Below are 17,523 nucleotides of genomic sequence, written 5' to 3'. Positions count from 1 at the left end.
GGCTTGCCTGCGATCTTAATCGCGGGCTGGCTTGGTCGCTTTCGGCAGTTCCAGGCCGTCTGCGCGGAACATCTGGCGAATACCACGCAGTGCCTGACGGATACGGTCCTGGTTCTCGATCAGGGCGAAACGCACGTGATCGTCGCCGTAATCACCAAACCCGATGCCTGGCGATACGCAGACCTTGGCCTCGGCCAGCATTTTCTTGGCGAACTCCAGCGACCCCAGGTGCGCATACGGCTCGGGGATTTTTGCCCAGACGTACATCGAGGCCTTGGGGTTTTCAACCATCCAGCCAATCTCGTGCAGGCCTTTGACCAGCACGTTGCGCCGCTGCCGGTATTGCTCGGCGATGTCGCGCACGCACTGCTGATCGCCTTCCAGAGCGGCAATCGCCGCGACCTGCAGCGGTGTGAAGGTGCCGTAGTCGTGGTAGCTCTTGATCCGCGCCAGGGCATTGACCAGCTCCTGGTTACCAACCATGAAGCCAATCCGCCAGCCCGCCATGTTGTAGCTTTTGGACAAGGTGAAGAACTCCACTGCAATGTCCTTGGCACCCGGCACCTGCATGATCGACGGGGCTTTCCAGCCGTCGTAGACGATGTCGGCGTAGGCCAGGTCGTGAACCACCAGCACGTCGTACTGTTTGGCCAGTGCCACCACGCGCTCGAAGAAGTCCAGCTCTACGCACTGCGCGGTCGGGTTGGACGGGAAGCCGAGAATCATCATCTTCGGCTTGGGGATCGACTCGCGAATCGCCCGCTCCAGCTCATTGAAGAAGTCCACGCCCGGCACCAACGGCACGGAACGCACCTGGGCGCCTGCGATCACGGCCCCGTAGATATGAATCGGGTAACTGGGGTTGGGCACCAACACCGTGTCGCCATGGTCGAGGGTGGCAAGCATCAAGTGCGCCAGACCTTCCTTGGAACCAATGGTCACGATGGCTTCGCTCTCAGGGTCGATGTCGACCTCGTAGCGTTCTTTGTACCAACGCGAGATGGCGCGGCGCAGGCGTGGAATGCCGCGGGATGTCGAATAGCCGTGGGTGTCTTCACGCTGGGCAACCTGCACCAGTTTCTCGACGATGTGCGGTGGCGTAGCCCCATCGGGGTTGCCCATGCTCAGGTCGATGATGTCCTCGCCACGACGGCGTGCAGCCATCTTGAGTTCGGCGGTGATGTTGAAGACGTAAGGGGGGAGACGATCAATGCGCGCAAAGCGGCGCGGCGAACCTTGGTCAGCCATGGCTTCCTCGAAGACGTAAGCGCCCGGAACCGTCCGAGCGACGTTGGCCACTGCGGTGGCCGAGGCAAACAATAGAGCGCCAAGGTCACCGCTGTCCAGAGCTACCGAAGAAAATTGTGTGGCTTAACAAATGTCTTTGTACGCCCCGTCATGCCACTCCAGCGGCGTGGCCAAGCCGGATTTGGGGCTCAGGTGGCTACCCTGAATCGAAGAAAACGGCACACCGTTACTGCCCAGGCTCACCGCTCGCTCGTTTTTATCCGATTCGGTGATGAGGGTATAAGAGTGCTTGCGCATGGCCTGATAGCGCGGGTCGTGGTCGTTCAAGACCTTGTGATGCACCTTCAACTGCCCTTCATTCAACTGCAGACGCTTGCTCAACGAGGTGCCCCAACGGGTCAGGCAGGTTTCCGCGAAATGCCGCACGATCAACCCCGGCTCGGCCAACGCCTTGTCCCCCGAGGCACCGTCGGCAGCGGCATTGCCCACCAGGGTAGCGTGTCGGCCCGGCATCGGGTACACGCATGTACGGGTGCTGCTGGCGGTCTGCGGAATGACACAAGCAAAGCCTTTGGAGCGCTCGTCGCGTGCGTAGAACGCTACATACTCCTTCACGTTCGCTGCCAGTTTTACCCGGTTATCCTGGAAATTGAGCAAGCCAGGTACCGGGTCGATTGCAAAGATATTCACCGGTATGTGCTTGAGCGCTGCGTCGTTGGCCATGGCGTTGGCCAGCATATGGCAACTGATGCCACCACGGCTCCAGCCAACCATGTTCACTTGGGTAGGGATGACGCCGTTCTTGCGGAAGGTCTTGATGATCTGTTCCTGCAACTGCTGTGGTGTAACGTCACGCTTACCATAGCTATAGCGACGCCAGAACCAGGAACCACTAGCCTCAAGGTCCTTGATCGGAACACCGGCGGCTTTCAGCTGGTTGTACTCCTGCTCGGTCAAATCCTGACGCTGCCAATCGCAGCGGCCTTTGATGATCTGCAGTGCATGACCTACGTTTTCATCCCAACCTCTGCCAAACAAGGTGCCGGTCATGCCGTACGCCTTGTTTTCGACAAACATTTCATCCGCCTGCAGGTTGCCGCTTCCTGGGCCATCAATGATGATCCAATCAGCAAACTCCCGGCCCTGCGTGTTAGAGGCCAGCGTCGACACCAACTCACCATCCCAGAAATTGGGGTGAAGGTCGTCAAAGCGATGGGAACCGGTACCACAAAAATACACTGTCAAAATGCTCATGCTGCCAACTCGATCTGATTGAAGATGGCAGCAGACTAAACGCAGCGAAAAAACGCAGGCATACGGAAACGCGCCCAAAAAAACCCCGGCATTGAGCCGGGGCTTTTCATGAAGCAGGCGACTGTCAGTGCGCGTAAGTCAGCAACAACTCGGTCGGCACTTTGGTGTCCAGCGACATCATCACGCTCAGGGCGGTAATGGTGAAGATCGAGAACACGAACAGCTTGCGTGCCCAGAGGCGATCATCTACTGCCTTGTAGCCGGTCCAGGCCATGTACAACCAGTACATGCCCATGGCCGCTGCTACCGCCATGTAGCTCATGCCGGCGTAACCGCCGATGGTGAGCATCAGGGTGGCAAGCAAGAACGCGATGATGTACAGCAGGATGTGCTTCTTGGCGACCCCAATGCCGCGCTTTACCGGCAATACCGGAATCGACGCTGCGAGGTAGTCGTTGAAGCGGAAGATCGCAATCGCATAGGAATGCGGCATCTGCCACAGGCTGAACATCACCAGCAGGGTCAGCGCAGCCAGGTCGAAGCTGTTGCTCACGGCGCAGTAACCGATCACCGGAGGCATGGCACCGGACAGGCTGCCAACCAGGGTGCCGTGCACCGACTTACGCTTCAGGTACAGGCTGTAGAAGCCGACGTAGATGATGAAGCCGATCAGGGCAAACAGCGCCGCCAGCGGGTTGGCCTTGACGTACAGCAGGCCAAAGCCGGCCACCCCGAGCAGGGTGGCGTAGACCAGCGCCAGTTTCAGCGAGATCAGGCCCTGAACCATGGCGCGGTTCTTGGTACGTTCCATCTTCAGGTCGATGTCACGGTCGATGCAGTTGTTGAACACGCAACCGGACGCCACCACCAACGAAGTACCAATAACCGTCGCCAGGAACAGTGCGAAGTCGACATGCCCTTGCGCGGCAAGGAAGAAACCGCCTGCCACAGAAAGCACGTTACCGAAAATGATCCCCGGTTTGGTGATTTGGATAAAGTGCTTAAAGGACATGCCGTCTACCTCACTTCGCCATCATGCTGGTGTGGATGCTGAACATGATCCACAGGGACAGACCGACCAGCAGCACGATAACCAGCCCTGTGAACAGGAAGGCACTGACGTTCCAGCGCTGCTCACGCGAGCTGTCCAGATGCAGGAAGTAGAACAGATGGACTACTACCTGGATCACTGCGAAGGCCACCACGATCAGGATGGTCATGTCTTTTGGCAGGCTTGGGTACATCACCAGACCAAATGGAATGACCGTCAGGATGACCGACAGGATGAAACCGATCGCGTACGACTTGTAGCTGCCGTGGCTGGCGTCGTGACTATGGTGAGCGTTAGCCATTTACAGAACCCCCAGCAGGTAGACAACGGTGAACACGCAGATCCAGACCACGTCCAGGAAGTGCCAGAACAGGCTCAGGCAGCTCATGCGGGTCTTGTTGGTCGCGGTGATACCCTTCTTGTTGATCTGGTACATCATTACAGCCATCCAGATCAGGCCGCCGGTCACGTGCAGACCGTGAGTACCCACCAGTGCAAAGAAGCCCGACAGGAAGCCACTGCGCTGAGGACCGAAGCCCTCAGAGATCAGCAGGTGGAACTCGTTGACTTCCATCACGATGAAGCCAAGGCCCAACAGGAAGGTGATGGCCAACCAGGCCAGCACACCATTCTTGTTGCCCTTGTACATCGCCAGCATCGCGAAACCGAAGGTGATACTGGAGAACAGCAGCAGCGCGGTTTCAGCCAGTACGTAGTTCAGTTCAAAGATGTCATGACCCGACGGGCCACCGGCGAAGTTATTCGACAGTACCCCGAAGGCCGCGAAGATCGACGCAAACAGGATGCAGTCGGTCATCAGGTAGAGCCAGAAACCGAATACGGTCATCGGGCCCGAGTCGTGGTGTTCTTCGTGCCCATGGTCGTGACCATGAGCAGCATCAGCATTCAATACATGACTGGACATTGATTAAACCCGTTCAAACGATTCGACACGTGCGCCATGCACTGGGGAGCCGGTTGCCAGGCCCAAGGCCTTCAAACGCTCACCCTCGATGCGGGCGACTTCCTCTGCAGGAACCATGTAGCCCTGGTCGTCACGTGCAGCGTGAGCAACGAAGACAGCAATGGTGCCAACCAGGCTGGCGACAACCAGCCACCAGATGTGCCAGATCATGGCGAAACCGAACACAGTGATCAGTGCACCCATCCACACGCCAGTGGCGGTGTTGTTCGGCATGTGGATCGCGCTGTACTTGGCAGGTGCCTTGTACGCAGAGCCATCACGCTTGGCTTCGGTGAATGCATCCAGGCCGGCATTAACTGGCAGGGTGGCGAAGTTGTAGAACGGTGGTGGCGACGAAGTCGACCATTCCAGGGTGTGGCCGTTCCACGGGTCACCGGTGACGTCCATGTTCTGCTTGCGATCACGGATCGAAACGTACAGCTGGATCAGCTGACAGGCGATACCGAACAGGATCAGCACCGCACCGACCACGGCAACGTACAGGTACGGTTCCCAGGCAGGGTTGGTCGAGCTGTTCAGACGACGGGTCATACCCATGAAGCCCAGCGCGTACAGTGGCATGAAGGCCACGTAGAAGCCGGAGATCCAGAACCAGAAGGCCGCTTTGCCCCACTTCTCGTTCAGGGTGAAACCGAAGGCTTTCGGGAACCAGAAGGCGAAACCGGCGATGTAGCCGAATACCGCGCCACCGATGATCACGTTGTGGAAGTGAGCAATCACGAACAGGCTGTTGTGCAGAACGAAGTCAGCACCTGGAACCGCCAGCAGAACTCCGGTCATACCACCGATGGAGAAGGTGATCATGAAGCCCAGGGTCCAGCATACTGGCGCGGTGAAGCGCAGACGGCCCTGGTAGATGGTAAACAGCCAGTTGAACAGTTTCACACCGGTCGGGATCGAAATCAGCATCGTCGCCAGACCGAAGAAGGTGTTGACGCTAGCGCCCGAACCCATGGTGAAGAAGTGGTGCAGCCAAACGCCGAAGCCCAGTACCGAGATCGCGCCGCTGGCGTAGATCATCGACTTGTGGCCGAACAGACGCTTGCCGGTGAAGGTCGAAATGACTTCCGAGAACACGCCGAACGCCGGCAGGATCAGGATGTACACCTCAGGGTGACCCCACGCCCAGAACAGGTTGACGTACATCATCGGGTTCCCACCAAGCTCGTTGGTGAAAATGTGGAAGTCCAGATAACGGTCAACAGTCAGCAGTGCGAGTGTAGCGGTCAGGATCGGGAACGATGCGACGATCAGGATGTTGGCCCAGGTGCAGGTCCAGGTGAAGATCGGCATGTCCATCAGCTTCATGCCAGGCGCGCGCATTTTCAGCACGGTGGCGAGGAAGTTGACGCCCGTTAGCGTTGTCCCCAATCCGGATATCTGTAGCGCCCAGATGTAGTAGTCCACACCGACGCCAGGGCTGTACTGAATCCCGGCCAGCGGCGGATAGGCAACCCAGCCGGTCTTGGCGAATTCACCAACGCCCAGGGAGATGTTGACCAGCGCAACGCCGGACACCAGCAGCCAGAAGCTCAGGGAGTTCAGGAACGGGAAGGCCACGTCACGCGCACCGATCTGCAGCGGCAGAACGATGTTCATCAAGCCGGTGAAGAATGGCATGGCCATGAAAATGATCATGATCACACCGTGAGCGGTGAAGATCTGGTCATAGTGTTCGGGCGGCAGGTAGCCCTCGCCGCCGCCAGTGGCCATGGCCAACTGGGTACGCATCATGATGGCGTCGGCAAAGCCGCGCAGCAGCATGACCATCGCGACGATGATGTACATCACCCCGATTTTCTTGTGGTCGACCGAAGTCAGCCACTCAGTCCACAGGTAGGTCCACTTGCGGAAATAGGTGATAGCACCGATCAGCGCGATACCGCCGAGCGCGATCATGGCAATGGTCACCATGACTATCGGCTCGTGATACGGTATCGCATCCAGACTTAGTTTACCGAACATCTCTTACTCCTCTGCCCCAGCAGCTGAATGCATACTCGTGTCCACCTCTTGCACAGCGGCTACTTCCTTGCTGGCTTCCTTCTCGTGGTGCACAGGCTTGCCACGTTTCATGCCTTCGTACTTGTCGACGATGGTCTGGAAGAAGTCAGCCGGTGCAGCGCCGTACAGCGCAACCGGATTGTTTTCGCTTGGTTTGGCCAGAGCCTCGTACTCAGCTGCTTCCAGCTGCTTAGGCGACTGCTTGACTTCGTTTACCCAGGCGTCGAAATCAGCCTGAGAGGTGGCAATTGCCTTGAACTTCATACCGGTGAAACCCGCACCGCTGTAGTTGGCGGAGATACCGTCGAACTCACCCTTCTCGTTGGCGATCAGGTGCAGCTTGGTGGTCATACCGGCCATGGCGTAGATCTGACCGCCCAGGCCCGGGATGAAGAACGAGTTCATGACCGCATCGGAGGTCACGCGGAAGTTAACCGGGGTGTTGGCCGGAAAGACGATCTTGTTGACCGTGGCAATGCCTTGTTCCGGGTAGATGAACAGCCATTTCCAGTCCAGCGCGACCACGTCGATCTGTACCGGCTTGACCTCGGAGTCCAGAGGACGATACGGATCCAGCGAGTGGGTGGTCTTGTAGGTGACATAGCCCAGCGCAATGATGATCAGCACCGGGATGGTCCAGACCGCCACTTCGATCTTGGTCGAGTGCGACCAGTCAGGCGTGTAGTTGGCCGCCTTGTTGGAAGCACGGTACTTCCAGGCGAATGCGATGGTCATCAGGATGACCGGAATCACCACCAACAGCATCAGGCCGGTAGCGATCAGGATAAGGTTCTTTTGCTCAATGCCGACCTGACCCTTAGGGTCGAGCAGGGTCCAATTGCACCCACTGAGAAAAAGCATGCCTAAAAAGGGCAGAATGCCAAACAGTCTGGGGTAACGCTTTTTACTCATTTCACGACCTCTAGAGCAGCTTGCTTCAATGCAATTTGTGTTTTGGTCGCCAACACTTCGTCCTGCCAAGCGTTAGCATTTACGGGATCGAATAGGGTCATGCATGGAGGAGCACAGTGGCGACTCAGCAAAACCTTATATAACGACGGTTATTATTTTGACTTCGTAGGCAACGGGCCTGTCTTCAGACCAAGTCCATTTGGTGCGGGAAATCACGGAGGGGGGTCAGCCCGGCATCGCCGCTGGCGATGCTCGACAGAGTCAGCGAAAAGAGCCTTAGCTCCTTTAATCCTGCGACTCGCAAGCGGTGCCGAACGGAAATTGGGGGCGATTGTAGATATGTAACTTGGCATTGACTATGACTTATTACGCAACAGTCCTTTACAGAAACTGCAACAATAAATCGTTCAAAATCAATTTTGCGACAGTTTGTCGCACCCCTCCCGGTACGCCTGAAAGGCCCGCACTACAAGGGCTGCAACTTGATCCAGATCAATGCTGCTGCGACATTCAAGGCGTACCGGATGTCGCAGCGCACTTGCCCGACGCGTGACTTTTGTCTAAGGCTGACGACGGTTGCGGTAGATGCCCAGCGGTACCAGAACAGCCGTCAGGGTAAAGGCCAGCAACGCCCATTGCGCCAGCGACAAACCCAGCACCGGCGGGTAGGGCGTGGAGCAAAAGCCATCGACCTGAAACACCAGCGGCAGAACCGAAGCCAGCGGCAACCCGTCGACGATCGGTTGCAGGGTGTCGATACCACAACTGACGGCCGGGTTGGCCAGAATATAGACATGGTTGCCCGCAGCGGCGATGCCGCCTATGGCGCTCAGTACTACCAGTATCTCGAAGACCGTCAGGCTGCGCTTACCGGGCATGGCCGCACCGATGAAGGCAAACAGGACAATCAGCAGCAACGCATAGCGCTGCAGGATACACAGCGGGCACGGTGCCTCACCAAGGACGATCTGCATATACAGTGCGCCTCCGATCAACGCCAGGCAGATTATCCCCAGCAGAACCAGAAAGCGCCGCTCTCGATTCAGGCGCTGTACGTGTTCATTCATTGCCGTTCCCTTTAATAGATAAATGACTCCGCTGGCGGCCCACCGCCACACGAAAGTCTACACGCTGGCTCTGGCCTTTGAATGTGCAAAATTCGCGCCCCGCATCAGCCATCGCGGCTCGGCCGATCGCCGACCGTTACCTCGGGGCAACGGACCGTATCGGAAAGGAGGCATGCGTGATAGACATCAGGCAGTGAAGGATAAGCTGATTAATGCAGGATTAACCTTTAAAGGTTTTTACACATCGAGCTTTTTCCGCTGCGGCGCAGCGTATCGAACCGCCAACAAGGCCGGCTCCAGGCAGGAGTCGGCCTTGTTGGGGACTGTGGCGGGTTATTCCAGCGCTGCCGCCGGCCCGAAGAACTCATAACGGCTCTGCTGCTCCGGCACACCCAAGCCTTTCAGGTGACGCTTGACGGTCGCCATGAAGCCCTTGGGCCCGAGGAAGTAGGCATCCAGGTCACGCTCAGCCGGCAGCCACTGATCCAACTGGTCGAGGGTCAATAGCCCCACGGCATCGGCAGCCGGGCTGGCGCCATCGTCTTCGGCGTAGCAGTAGAAGCGCTTGAACTGCGGATGCGTCGCCGCCAGGTCATCGATCCAGCCACGGAAGGCATGCACTGCACCGTTACGGGCGCAGTGGATAAAGTGGATCAAGCGGCCCGTGGACAGCGCTGCCTCCACCATCGCCAGCGTCGGCGTGATGCCTACGCCACCACTGATCAGCACCAGCGGCTTGTCGCTGGCAGCCAAGGTGAACTCGCCCGACGGCGGGAACAGGTTCAGGGTATCGCCCACCTGCAGTTGCTCGTGCAGGTAGTTGGAGACTTTACCGCCCTCCTCACGCTTGACACTGATGCGGTATTGGCCGCCCTTGCTCAATGCCGACAGCGAGTAGTTGCGACGATGCTCTTCGCCGTCGATGAACAGCTGCAGGCCGATGTACTGACCAGGCTCTGCCGCCAGAATCGCACCGCCATCTTCAGGCGCGAAGTAGAAGGAAACGATCTCGCTGCTCTCCTCCACCCGCGCAGCCAGCTTGAACACCCGCGCACCACGCCAGCCACCGACGGCTTCGGCTTTCTGGTCATAAACCTGGGCTTCGGCGCCGATCAGGATGTCGGCCAGTTGTTGATAGGCCGCACCCCAGGCGGCAATGACTTCAGGGGTGGCAATTTCACTGCCCAACACTTCTTCAATGGCGCGCAGCAGGCAGCTACCGACGATCGGGTAGTGCTCTGGCAGGATCTGCAAGGCCACATGCTTATTGATAATCTGCCCGACCAGGCCACCCAGTTGCTCGAGCTGGTCGATGTGCCGCGCATACATCAGTACGCCATTGGCCAAAGCACGTGGCTGATCACCGCTGGCTTGGTGAGCCTGGTTGAACAGCGGACGCACCTCGGGGTACTCGCTGAGCATAAGCTTGTAGAAGTGCGTGGTCAGCGCTTCACCACCGCTTTCCAGCAGCGGCACGGTTGCTTTGATGATTGCACGGTCTTGGGCATTGAGCATGAGGGGACTCCTGAGCCTATGGCTTCTGTAAAAACTGCCATGAGTAATTCAGGAACCGTGCCAAGTTTAAAATCCAATAAAATCAATAACTTAAAAATATAGAGTCATTATGACCCCATCTGTTTTATAGTCATTTCGACCAACAGGAGTCATTATGACCGCAAAGCCCCTGCTCACCGCCCTGCTGCCACTGGTTAGCGACCTGTCCCGCGAGTTGCCGGAGCGCGAACGCTATCGACGCCTGCTGCAGGCCATGCGAACCCTGTTGCCATGCGACGCTGCGGCCTTGCTGAAACGTGAGGGCGAATGGCTCGTGCCATTGGCGGTCGACGGCTTGAGTACCGACACCCTGGGGCGGCGCTTCAAAATCAGCGAGCACCCGCGTTTTCAGGTGTTGCTAAGCCGTCACGAACCCACACGCTTTGCCAGCGACAGCGACCTGCCCGACCCTTATGACGGCCTGGTCGAAGGTCTGCACCAGCACCTTGAAGTACACGACTGCATGGGCTGTCCGCTGTTCGTTGATGAACAGCCTTGGGGGCTGATTACCCTGGACGCACTCGCCCCGGAACGCTTTCAGCAGATCGAGCTTGATGCCCTGCAAGCCTTCGCCAGCCTGGCCGCCGCAACGGTCAAGGTGGCCGAACGGATCGAGCGCCTGGCCCTGCGCATAGAGGACGAACACCAACGAGCCGAACTCTACCGCGAGGCCAGTGGTTTTCAGGAGCGGGAGTTGATCGGCCAGAGCAAGCCGCACAAACGTCTGCTTGAAGAGATCGCCTTGGTAGGCGGCAGCGACCTGACGGTGTTGATCACCGGCGAAACCGGGGTCGGCAAAGAGTTAGTGGCCCAGGCCATTCATGCAGCCTCGGCACGCGCCGACAAGCCGCTGGTGAGCCTGAACTGCGCCGCCCTGCCCGACACCCTGGTGGAAAGCGAACTGTTCGGCCATGTACGCGGGGCCTTTACCGGCGCGGTGGGTGAACGCCGCGGCAAGTTCGAGCTGGCCAACGGCGGTACGCTGTTTCTCGATGAGGTGGGCGAGCTATCCCTGCAGGTGCAAGCCAAATTGTTGCGCGTGCTGCAAAGCGGCCAGTTGCAACGGCTGGGTTCGGATCAGGATCATCGGGTGGATGTGCGCCTGATTGCCGCCACCAACCGCGACCTCTCCGAAGAGGTGCGCGCCGGTCGCTACCGCGCCGACTTCTATCATCGCCTGAGCGTCTACCCGCTGCAGGTGCCGCCGCTGCGCGAGCGTGGGCGCGATGTGCTGCTGATCAGCGGCTACTTCCTTGAACAGAACCGCTCCCGCATGGGCCTGAACAGCCTGCGCCTGACCCCCGACGCCCAGGCCGCACTGCTGGCCTATAACTGGCCAGGCAATGTCCGCGAGCTGGAGCACTTGATTGGCCGCTCGGCACTCAAGGCCCTTGGACAACACCCGGAACGACCGAAAATTCTCAGCCTGAGCGCCAGCGACCTCGACTTGCCGGCACCCCACAGTGAGGCAGCATCGGTCAGCAACAATGCAAGCCCTGCCAGTGCGACGGTGGTCGGCGACCTGCGCCTGGCGCTGGACACCTACCAGCGCGACCTGATCAAAGCCAGCCTGGAACGCCATCAACACAACTGGGCGAGTGCCGCACGCGAGCTGGGCCTGGATCGGGCCAACCTCAATCGCCTGGCCAAGCGCCTCGGTCTACGCTGACGCATTAAAGCCAGCCGATGCCGGGCCGATAACCCGACATCTCACCCTGTTCTTAAACCTTGAAGGTGCCTATGGTCTCGCAAAAAGCCCGTGCGGACTCGCTGTCGCTGCTGTTGTTCACCCTGCGCAGCGGCAAGCTGATGGCCATCAACCTGCTCAAGGTCAGCGAGATTATCGCCTGCCCACCGCTGACCCGGTTGCCTGAGTCCCACCCGCATGTCAAAGGCGTCGCCACCTTGCGCGGCAACTCGCTGTCGGTGATCGACCTGTCCCGCGCCATCGGCGAGCGCCCCTTGCTCGACCCGGACGGGGGCTGCCTGATCGTTACGGATATCAGCCGTTCAAAACAGGGCCTGCACGTACAAGCCGTGAGCAAGATCGTTCACTGCCTGAGTACCGACATTCGCCCGCCACCCTTCGCCTCGGGCGGCAAGTCGTTCATTACCGGGGTAACCCAGGTCGACGGTACGCTGGTGCAAGTGCTGGACATCGAAAAAGTGATTCACGGCATTACCCCTGCGCCTCACGATCACACCCATATCGAGCTGGCTCCAGAAGACGCTGCGGTGCTTGGCGCTGCCAATATTCTGGTGGTCGACGACAGCCAGGTGGCCCTGCAGCAGTCGGTACACACCTTGCGCAACCTGGGTATCGAGTGCCACACCGCCCGCAGCGCCAAGGAAGCCATCGACAAACTGCTGGAGCTGCAAGGCACTGATCAGGAGATCAATGTGGTGGTCTCGGACATCGAGATGTCCGAAATGGATGGCTACGCCTTTACCCGCACCCTGCGCGAAACGCCGGACTTCCAGCACCTCTACGTGCTCCTGCACACCTCGCTGGACAGCGCCATGAACAGCGAGAAAGCCAAGGCCGCCGGAGCCAATGCCGTATTGACCAAGTTTTCCTCACCGGAGCTGACCGACTGCCTGATCCATGCTGCACGTACGGTGGCCGACTTCGGCCAGTGAAGGCATTGTGCTCACTTGTCGGGCAGTCGGTCTGAGGCATAATCGCAAGCAACCGTCACTGCCCACGAGGCGCGCACCATGAGAAACGCCGTAATGACCCTGTGCCTGTTGGCCTTGCCTCTCACCCAGGCGAACGCCTCCAGCGATGCAGCCTGGGCCGACGCGCAACACCAGGCATTGGCCACCTGCGTAGCCGCCAGCCAACTCACCGCAGTCAAGCCGCTCAAGCAGAGTGCCTTGTTCGATGACAGCGTGGGTTACACGGCGATCCTCTTGCAGGGGCACTACAAGCCTGCGCACATGAAGAACACGGCCGGTACCGAACTGTGCCTGTACCACCGTGAAACCCGTACTGCCCACGTGACCGAGTGGGATGCCGTCACACCCGTCCGCTAAGAAGAAGCCCACTACCGTGTCTCTTTCCACCCCGTTCAATTGCGTCGGCTGCGGCAAATGCTGTACCGATCATCATGTGCCCCTGACCCTGGCCGAAGCCGGGCGCTGGAGCGCATCCGGCGGCCAACTGATTGTCTTGCTCGAAGCGTTTTTCGAGCAGGGCCCAGGGCTGCCCGACGGCCAGCGCGAGCATGCCTTGCGCCGCAGTTTTCCGGTGGCGTGCGGCGCGAGCCAGATCCACCTGGCGGTGACCTTTGCGGCGTATAACGTCGGCCCCTGCCGCAACCTGGATGCGGATTACCGCTGCCGCATCTACACGGAACGGCCACTGGTGTGCCGCATCTACCCAATGGAAATAAACCCGCACATTCCGCTGCGCCCCGAGGCCAAGGACTGCCCACCCGAAGCCTGGCAGGATGGGCCGCTGTTGATTCACCGCGACCAGCTCCAGGACCCGGAACTGGCAGCACTGATCGAGCAATCGCGTCAGGCTGACCGCGAGGATATCCGCGCCAAAGTTGCGATCTGCCAACACCTTGGCATTGATGTCAGCGCAGTCAAGGGCAACGGTTTCACCGCCTACCTGCCCACCGTCGAGGCCATGGCGAGCGCGATCCGTGACGTCGAGGCCTCTGCCGATACCGGCAGCGCTTGGCGCCTGCACGTGACCGATCCGCTATTGGCCGAGCAATTGCAAACGCTGGGTGCGCAGGTCACCAGCGAACCGGCGACCTACTACAGCTTCATTCCACTTCAGGCCGGTTAACTGCGGCGGCGCCAGAATTCGTCAGCCAGTTGCCGCAAGCCCTCGGCCAGCTCGGCAACATTGCTGGAGTTCAGGTGGCCGCGCTGCCCGGCACTGACCGTGACTTCGCTGGCTTGGCGAATGCTGGTGATGTTGCGGTTGATGTCTTCACTGACACTGCTTTGCTCTTCGACCGCCGCCGCAATCTGCAGGCTCATTTCATTGATCTGAGTAACCCGCTGGCTGATGCCATCAAGCGCACTGGCAGCACGCTGTGCCTGCTCAACGCTATTACCGACATAGGTACTGCTCTGTTGCATCGCCAGCACGGCATTGCGCGCACCGCTTTGCAACACACCGATCATGCGTTGAATTTCCTGAGTCGATTGGGCAGTGCGCTTCGCCAAGCCGCGCACTTCGTCAGCCACCACGGCAAAGCCGCGCCCCTGGTCCCCTGCCCGAGCCGCTTCGATGGCGGCGTTCAAGGCCAGCAGGTTGGTCTGCTCGGCAATGCTGCGAATGACATCCAGCACACTGGAAATCTCACTGCTGTGGCTCTCCAGGTTGTGGATAACTTCCGTGGCAACCTCCAGCTCACGGGCCAACTGCAAAATCGCGTTCTGGCTCTGATCAACGAGCTGCTGCCCGCTCTGGGTTTCATCTTCAGCCTGGTCCGCCGCCTGTGAGGCCTGCTGAGCACTGCTGGCGACCTGAGCCACACTGGCCGCCATCTGGTGGATGGCAGTAGCCACCTGATCCGTTTCACTTTGCTGGCCCAGCGTACTGTTGTGACTGCTGTGCAGGTGGCTGGCCAGCTCAGCCGCTTCCACCGCCAAGCGCTTGGACGTGTCGCCAATGCGCCCAACCACAGCGCCCACCTGAGACTCCAGCATCAGCATGGCAAACTCGATTTGCCCGACGCCATCCCGGCGACCGGTATACAGCTGCTGGCTCAATGGGTTGTCCGCAACTGCCTTGGCACGGCGTCGCAAGCGTTCAAAGGGCCGTAAGAGGGGAAATACCACGGCAGCACTCAGTGCAAAGCTCAGCGCCAGGGTCAGTAGATCCGACAGTGGCAGCAGCCAGTGCGCGGCCATTGCCACGGTAAATGCCAGGCTCATGCCGCCCCATAACTGCCACTCCAGCCCCGGCACAGGCAGGCGCTGCAACCAGCTGGTGCGACCACTGCGCAACTGGGCATACAATCGCTCGGCGGCCTCGACATGCGCAGCTGCCGGTTTGGTGCGTACCGACTGGTACTCAACCGTCTGCCCCTGGCTGGTGATCGGTGTCACAAACGCACTGACCCAGTAATGATCACCACTCTTGCAACGATTCTTCACCAGCCCCATCCACGAACGCCCGCGCTTGAGCGTCTGCCACATCTGCTCGAAGGCCAACGGTGGCATGTCCGGGTGGCGCACGAGGTTATGGTGCTGCCCTATAAGCTCTTCGCGACTAAAACCGCTGACGCTGACAAAGTCATCATTGGCGTAGGTAATCGCGCTGGTAAGGTCGGTGGTAGAGAGGATGTTGGCATCGCCGGGATAATCCATATTGCGGCCAGTCACAGGCAGATTGCTCTTCATTGTGGGCGCTCATTATTGTTGGCAGAAAATCGGCAGGGCGTTCGACTCTAAGGTGTTTTTTTTCTGAAACATTGACCTGGAGCAGCATTTTGGCAAATGGCCATACTCGCGTTATTGGCCGAAAAATGCTCACAGACTGATCAGTCACATCGCCCAGGATATACACGCGCCATCGTAATTATTACCGAAAATGCAACAGTTCTTATCCGAATACTCTCTGTTTCATTCGAACATTTCCGACTAATTTATGTACACCTAACTAGCACTTGCTCTGCAAGAAGGTTTGTCGAAATGTCCAACAGTATGGGTATTGCCAGCGTTTTTGTTCTGTCTTCTTTGTTGTTGTCGCCGGTCGTAATGGCCGAAGAGTCGCAAGCGTTCGTGGCTCAGAATGCCGCCCGCGCCGCCGCACTCGACAACGCTCGCCACGCGATTGCAGAACAGGGTAAAGACCGCTTGGAAACCCAGAAAAACACAGCGTCCAAGGTTTCGGCGAGTGACCGTAGCGACAGCTGACAGGCGCCCAGCGCCCCCTTTGCTCTCCCCCCGAAAACCGCACCGGTGATGCATTCACCGGTGCGGTTTTCGTCTAAAGCCGCTGCTGATCAGCGGCTTTTTTTGGCGCGGTAAAAAGTGCCTGAGTTTGATCGTCCTTACCCCCTGACGATCGTTGTTTCGCACAATAAAAAACAGCCACACCTTCACCCAAGGAGTTAACCACGGTGAGCATTGCTTTACGATTCACACCGCTATTCGTTGCACTGACTGCAACGATGCCTTTCACAGCCCAAGCAGACGACGAACCCGCTGAAGGTTTCATCGAAGGCTCCAGCCTCAAATTGCTTAGCCGTAACTACTACATGAATCGCAACCAGCTCTCGCAAGGCCAGCGCGATAACAAGGAGTGGGGCCAGGGCTTCATTGGCAAGTTTGAGTCGGGCTACACGCAAGGCCCACTCGGCTTCGGCCTTGATGCGCATGCCATGCTCGGCCTGAAACTCGATGGCGGTGGCGGTACCGGCAACTCCAGCATCCTGCCGGTCAGCAGTACCAGCAAAGAAGGTTACGAGTACGGCAAGGCTCCGGATTCCTTCTCGACCGCAGGGGCGGCGCTCAAGCTCAAGGCCTTCGACACCGAGCTCAAGGCCGGCGACCTGTTCCTGAACAATCCGGTGATCGCCGGGGGCGAAAGCCGCATGTTGCCGCAGACCTTTCGCGGGGTCAGCCTGACCAACAAAAGCCTCGACGGCCTGATGTTCGACGCCGGCCAGGCCAGCTTCACCAAGCTCTACAACCAAAGCGGGCACAGCCGCATCGGCACCTCTTATGGCGAACTGCCAGACGACCGCGAAAGCCGCCACCTGAACTGGGCCGGGGTAGCCTGGAGTTCGATTCCGAACCTCACCGCCAGCCTGTATGCCGCGGAACTCAAGGACATCTGGAACCAGTACTATGCCGACCTCGACTACACCTATCAGGTGAACGATCTGGTCAGCCTCAACCCGGGCGTGCATTTCTATCACACCCAGGACACGGGCGATGCGCTGCTGGGCAACATCGACAACAACACGTACAGCCTGCACTTCACCGTCGGTATCGGTTTTCATGCGATCACCGCGGTGTATCAGCGCGTCAACGGCAACACCCCGTTCGACTACATCACCCAGGGCGACAGCATCTACCTGGACAACTCGCAGATCTACTCGGACTTCAACGGCCCCAACGAGCGCTCCTGGAAGCTCAAGTACGCGTATGACTTCGCGGGCCTTGACGTACCCGGCCTGACTTCGGTGGTGTCCTACTCACGCGGTGAACTGGACCTGACCAAAGTCGACCCGAACAGCGCAGGCTACGGCGAAACCTGGTACAACCCCGATGGCAAGAACGCGCAGCACTGGGAGCGCGACATCGACCTGCAGTACGTGTTCCAGGAAGGCAACCTCAAGGACCTTTCCGTCCTGCTGCGCTGGGCCGCCCACCGGGGTAGCCAGGGCTATTCGCAGGTGGATAACAACGTCGATGAATACCGAGTGATCGTCGAGTATCCGCTGAACATTTTCTGATCTGCGATGGGATCC

At 58.8% G+C, this 17,523-nt stretch carries 16 protein-coding genes; 6 read left to right on the top strand and 10 right to left on the bottom strand.

All coding sequences use genetic code 11. From position 1 onward, the window contains the following. Positions 1-15 precede the first annotated feature (15 nt). The 9 genes from alaC to hmpA form a co-directional block, all read right to left on the bottom strand. On the bottom strand, positions 16-1,248 hold the full coding sequence (gene alaC, locus CS390_RS04385; RefSeq protein WP_099776539.1) for an alanine transaminase: 1,233 nt from the start codon (positions 1,246-1,248) through the stop codon (positions 16-18). Positions 1,249-1,371: 123 nt separating this feature from the next. Further along, positions 1,372-2,502, bottom strand: a complete 1,131-nt coding sequence (locus tag CS390_RS04380) for a hypothetical protein (RefSeq protein WP_065758884.1) — start codon at positions 2,500-2,502, stop codon at positions 1,372-1,374. 124 nt (positions 2,503-2,626) lie between these two features. Further along, positions 2,627-3,514: a heme o synthase gene (cyoE, locus tag CS390_RS04375; protein WP_065758885.1), complete on the bottom strand. Its 888-nt coding sequence runs from the start codon at positions 3,512-3,514 to the stop codon at positions 2,627-2,629. Between the two features lie 10 nt (positions 3,515-3,524). Then, positions 3,525-3,854, bottom strand: a complete 330-nt coding sequence (gene cyoD / locus CS390_RS04370) for a cytochrome o ubiquinol oxidase subunit IV (protein ID WP_065758886.1) — start codon at positions 3,852-3,854, stop codon at positions 3,525-3,527. Next, the gene (gene cyoC / locus CS390_RS04365) at positions 3,855-4,478 is read right to left on the bottom strand and encodes a cytochrome o ubiquinol oxidase subunit III (protein ID WP_099773582.1); all 624 of its coding nucleotides are present in this window, start codon (positions 4,476-4,478) and stop codon (positions 3,855-3,857) included. Between the two features lie 3 nt (positions 4,479-4,481). Beyond that, entirely contained in the window at positions 4,482-6,503 is a 2,022-nt protein-coding gene (gene cyoB / locus CS390_RS04360) for a cytochrome o ubiquinol oxidase subunit I (protein WP_065758888.1), read from the bottom strand. A 3-nt stretch (positions 6,504-6,506) separates the two neighbouring features. After that, a complete protein-coding gene (cyoA, locus tag CS390_RS04355; RefSeq protein ID WP_065758889.1) occupies positions 6,507-7,454 on the bottom strand; it encodes a ubiquinol oxidase subunit II in 948 nt (315 codons plus the stop codon). Positions 7,455-8,014: 560 nt separating this feature from the next. Further along, the gene (locus tag CS390_RS04345) at positions 8,015-8,521 is read right to left on the bottom strand and encodes a disulfide bond formation protein B (RefSeq protein WP_099773581.1); all 507 of its coding nucleotides are present in this window, start codon (positions 8,519-8,521) and stop codon (positions 8,015-8,017) included. A gap of 333 nt (positions 8,522-8,854) precedes the next feature. Next, positions 8,855-10,036: an NO-inducible flavohemoprotein gene (gene hmpA / locus CS390_RS04340; RefSeq protein ID WP_065758891.1), complete on the bottom strand. Its 1,182-nt coding sequence runs from the start codon at positions 10,034-10,036 to the stop codon at positions 8,855-8,857. 154 nt (positions 10,037-10,190) lie between these two features. Here hmpA and norR point away from each other — a divergent pair, with 154 nt between their 5' ends. The 4 genes from norR to CS390_RS04320 all read left to right on the top strand — a co-directional run bounded on the left by norR (position 10,191) and on the right by CS390_RS04320 (position 13,877). Beyond that, positions 10,191-11,744 carry a nitric oxide reductase transcriptional regulator NorR gene (gene norR / locus CS390_RS04335; RefSeq protein WP_099773580.1) on the top strand — a complete coding sequence of 518 codons (1,554 nt, stop codon included), beginning with the start codon at positions 10,191-10,193 and terminating at the stop codon, positions 11,742-11,744. Between the two features lie 71 nt (positions 11,745-11,815). After that, positions 11,816-12,715: a chemotaxis protein gene (locus tag CS390_RS04330; protein WP_065758893.1), complete on the top strand. Its 900-nt coding sequence runs from the start codon at positions 11,816-11,818 to the stop codon at positions 12,713-12,715. A 78-nt stretch (positions 12,716-12,793) separates the two neighbouring features. Continuing rightward, complete coding sequence (locus tag CS390_RS04325; protein ID WP_099773579.1) at positions 12,794-13,111, top strand: hypothetical protein; 318 nt, start codon at positions 12,794-12,796, stop codon at positions 13,109-13,111. After that, a complete protein-coding gene (locus CS390_RS04320; protein ID WP_065758895.1) occupies positions 13,089-13,877 on the top strand; it encodes a YkgJ family cysteine cluster protein in 789 nt (262 codons plus the stop codon). The genes CS390_RS04325 and CS390_RS04320 overlap by 23 nt, the downstream gene beginning before the upstream one ends. Here the strand turns inward: CS390_RS04320 and CS390_RS04315 are convergent. Next, positions 13,874-15,445: a PAS domain-containing methyl-accepting chemotaxis protein gene (locus tag CS390_RS04315; protein ID WP_099773578.1), complete on the bottom strand. Its 1,572-nt coding sequence runs from the start codon at positions 15,443-15,445 to the stop codon at positions 13,874-13,876. The two genes, CS390_RS04320 and CS390_RS04315, sit on opposite strands and share 4 nt — an antisense overlap. A 291-nt stretch (positions 15,446-15,736) precedes the next feature. Between CS390_RS04315 and CS390_RS04310 the strand changes: the two genes are divergently transcribed. Both CS390_RS04310 and CS390_RS04305 read left to right on the top strand, forming a co-directional pair. Continuing rightward, a complete protein-coding gene (locus CS390_RS04310) occupies positions 15,737-15,961 on the top strand; it encodes a hypothetical protein (protein ID WP_065758897.1) in 225 nt (74 codons plus the stop codon). 257 nt (positions 15,962-16,218) lie between these two features. Continuing rightward, complete coding sequence (locus CS390_RS04305; RefSeq protein WP_371918237.1) at positions 16,219-17,508, top strand: OprD family porin; 1,290 nt, start codon at positions 16,219-16,221, stop codon at positions 17,506-17,508. Positions 17,509-17,523 lie beyond the last annotated feature (15 nt).

This window comes from Pseudomonas sp. HLS-6 (assembly GCF_002753995.1).
GTDB lineage: Bacteria > Pseudomonadota > Gammaproteobacteria > Pseudomonadales > Pseudomonadaceae > Aquipseudomonas > Aquipseudomonas defluvii.
The sequence above is the reverse complement of the archived record's forward strand: the minus strand, read 5'-3'. Positions and strand labels throughout refer to the sequence as shown.

Bases quoted from the DNA above. Each gene is read 5' to 3' on its own strand.
- cyoE (WP_065758885.1), bottom strand. From the start codon at position 3,514: ATGTCCTTTAAGCACTTTATCCAAATCACCAAACCGGGGATCATTTTC.
- hmpA (WP_065758891.1), bottom strand. From the start codon at position 10,036: ATGCTCAATGCCCAAGACCGTGCAATCATCAAAGCAACCGTGCCGCTG.
- cyoD (WP_065758886.1), bottom strand. From the start codon at position 3,854: ATGGCTAACGCTCACCATAGTCACGACGCCAGCCACGGCAGCTACAAG.
- norR (WP_099773580.1), top strand. From the start codon at position 10,191: ATGACCGCAAAGCCCCTGCTCACCGCCCTGCTGCCACTGGTTAGCGAC.
- CS390_RS04325 (WP_099773579.1), top strand. From the start codon at position 12,794: ATGAGAAACGCCGTAATGACCCTGTGCCTGTTGGCCTTGCCTCTCACC.
- cyoA (WP_065758889.1), bottom strand. From the start codon at position 7,454: ATGAGTAAAAAGCGTTACCCCAGACTGTTTGGCATTCTGCCCTTTTTA.
- CS390_RS04315 (WP_099773578.1), bottom strand. From the start codon at position 15,445: ATGAAGAGCAATCTGCCTGTGACTGGCCGCAATATGGATTATCCCGGC.
- CS390_RS04380 (WP_065758884.1), bottom strand. From the start codon at position 2,502: ATGAGCATTTTGACAGTGTATTTTTGTGGTACCGGTTCCCATCGCTTT.
- CS390_RS04305 (WP_371918237.1), top strand. From the start codon at position 16,219: ATGCCTTTCACAGCCCAAGCAGACGACGAACCCGCTGAAGGTTTCATC.
- cyoC (WP_099773582.1), bottom strand. From the start codon at position 4,478: ATGTCCAGTCATGTATTGAATGCTGATGCTGCTCATGGTCACGACCAT.
- CS390_RS04345 (WP_099773581.1), bottom strand. From the start codon at position 8,521: ATGAATGAACACGTACAGCGCCTGAATCGAGAGCGGCGCTTTCTGGTT.
- cyoB (WP_065758888.1), bottom strand. From the start codon at position 6,503: ATGTTCGGTAAACTAAGTCTGGATGCGATACCGTATCACGAGCCGATA.
- CS390_RS04310 (WP_065758897.1), top strand. From the start codon at position 15,737: ATGTCCAACAGTATGGGTATTGCCAGCGTTTTTGTTCTGTCTTCTTTG.
- alaC (WP_099776539.1), bottom strand. From the start codon at position 1,248: ATGGCTGACCAAGGTTCGCCGCGCCGCTTTGCGCGCATTGATCGTCTC.
- CS390_RS04320 (WP_065758895.1), top strand. From the start codon at position 13,089: ATGCCGTCACACCCGTCCGCTAAGAAGAAGCCCACTACCGTGTCTCTT.
- CS390_RS04330 (WP_065758893.1), top strand. From the start codon at position 11,816: ATGGTCTCGCAAAAAGCCCGTGCGGACTCGCTGTCGCTGCTGTTGTTC.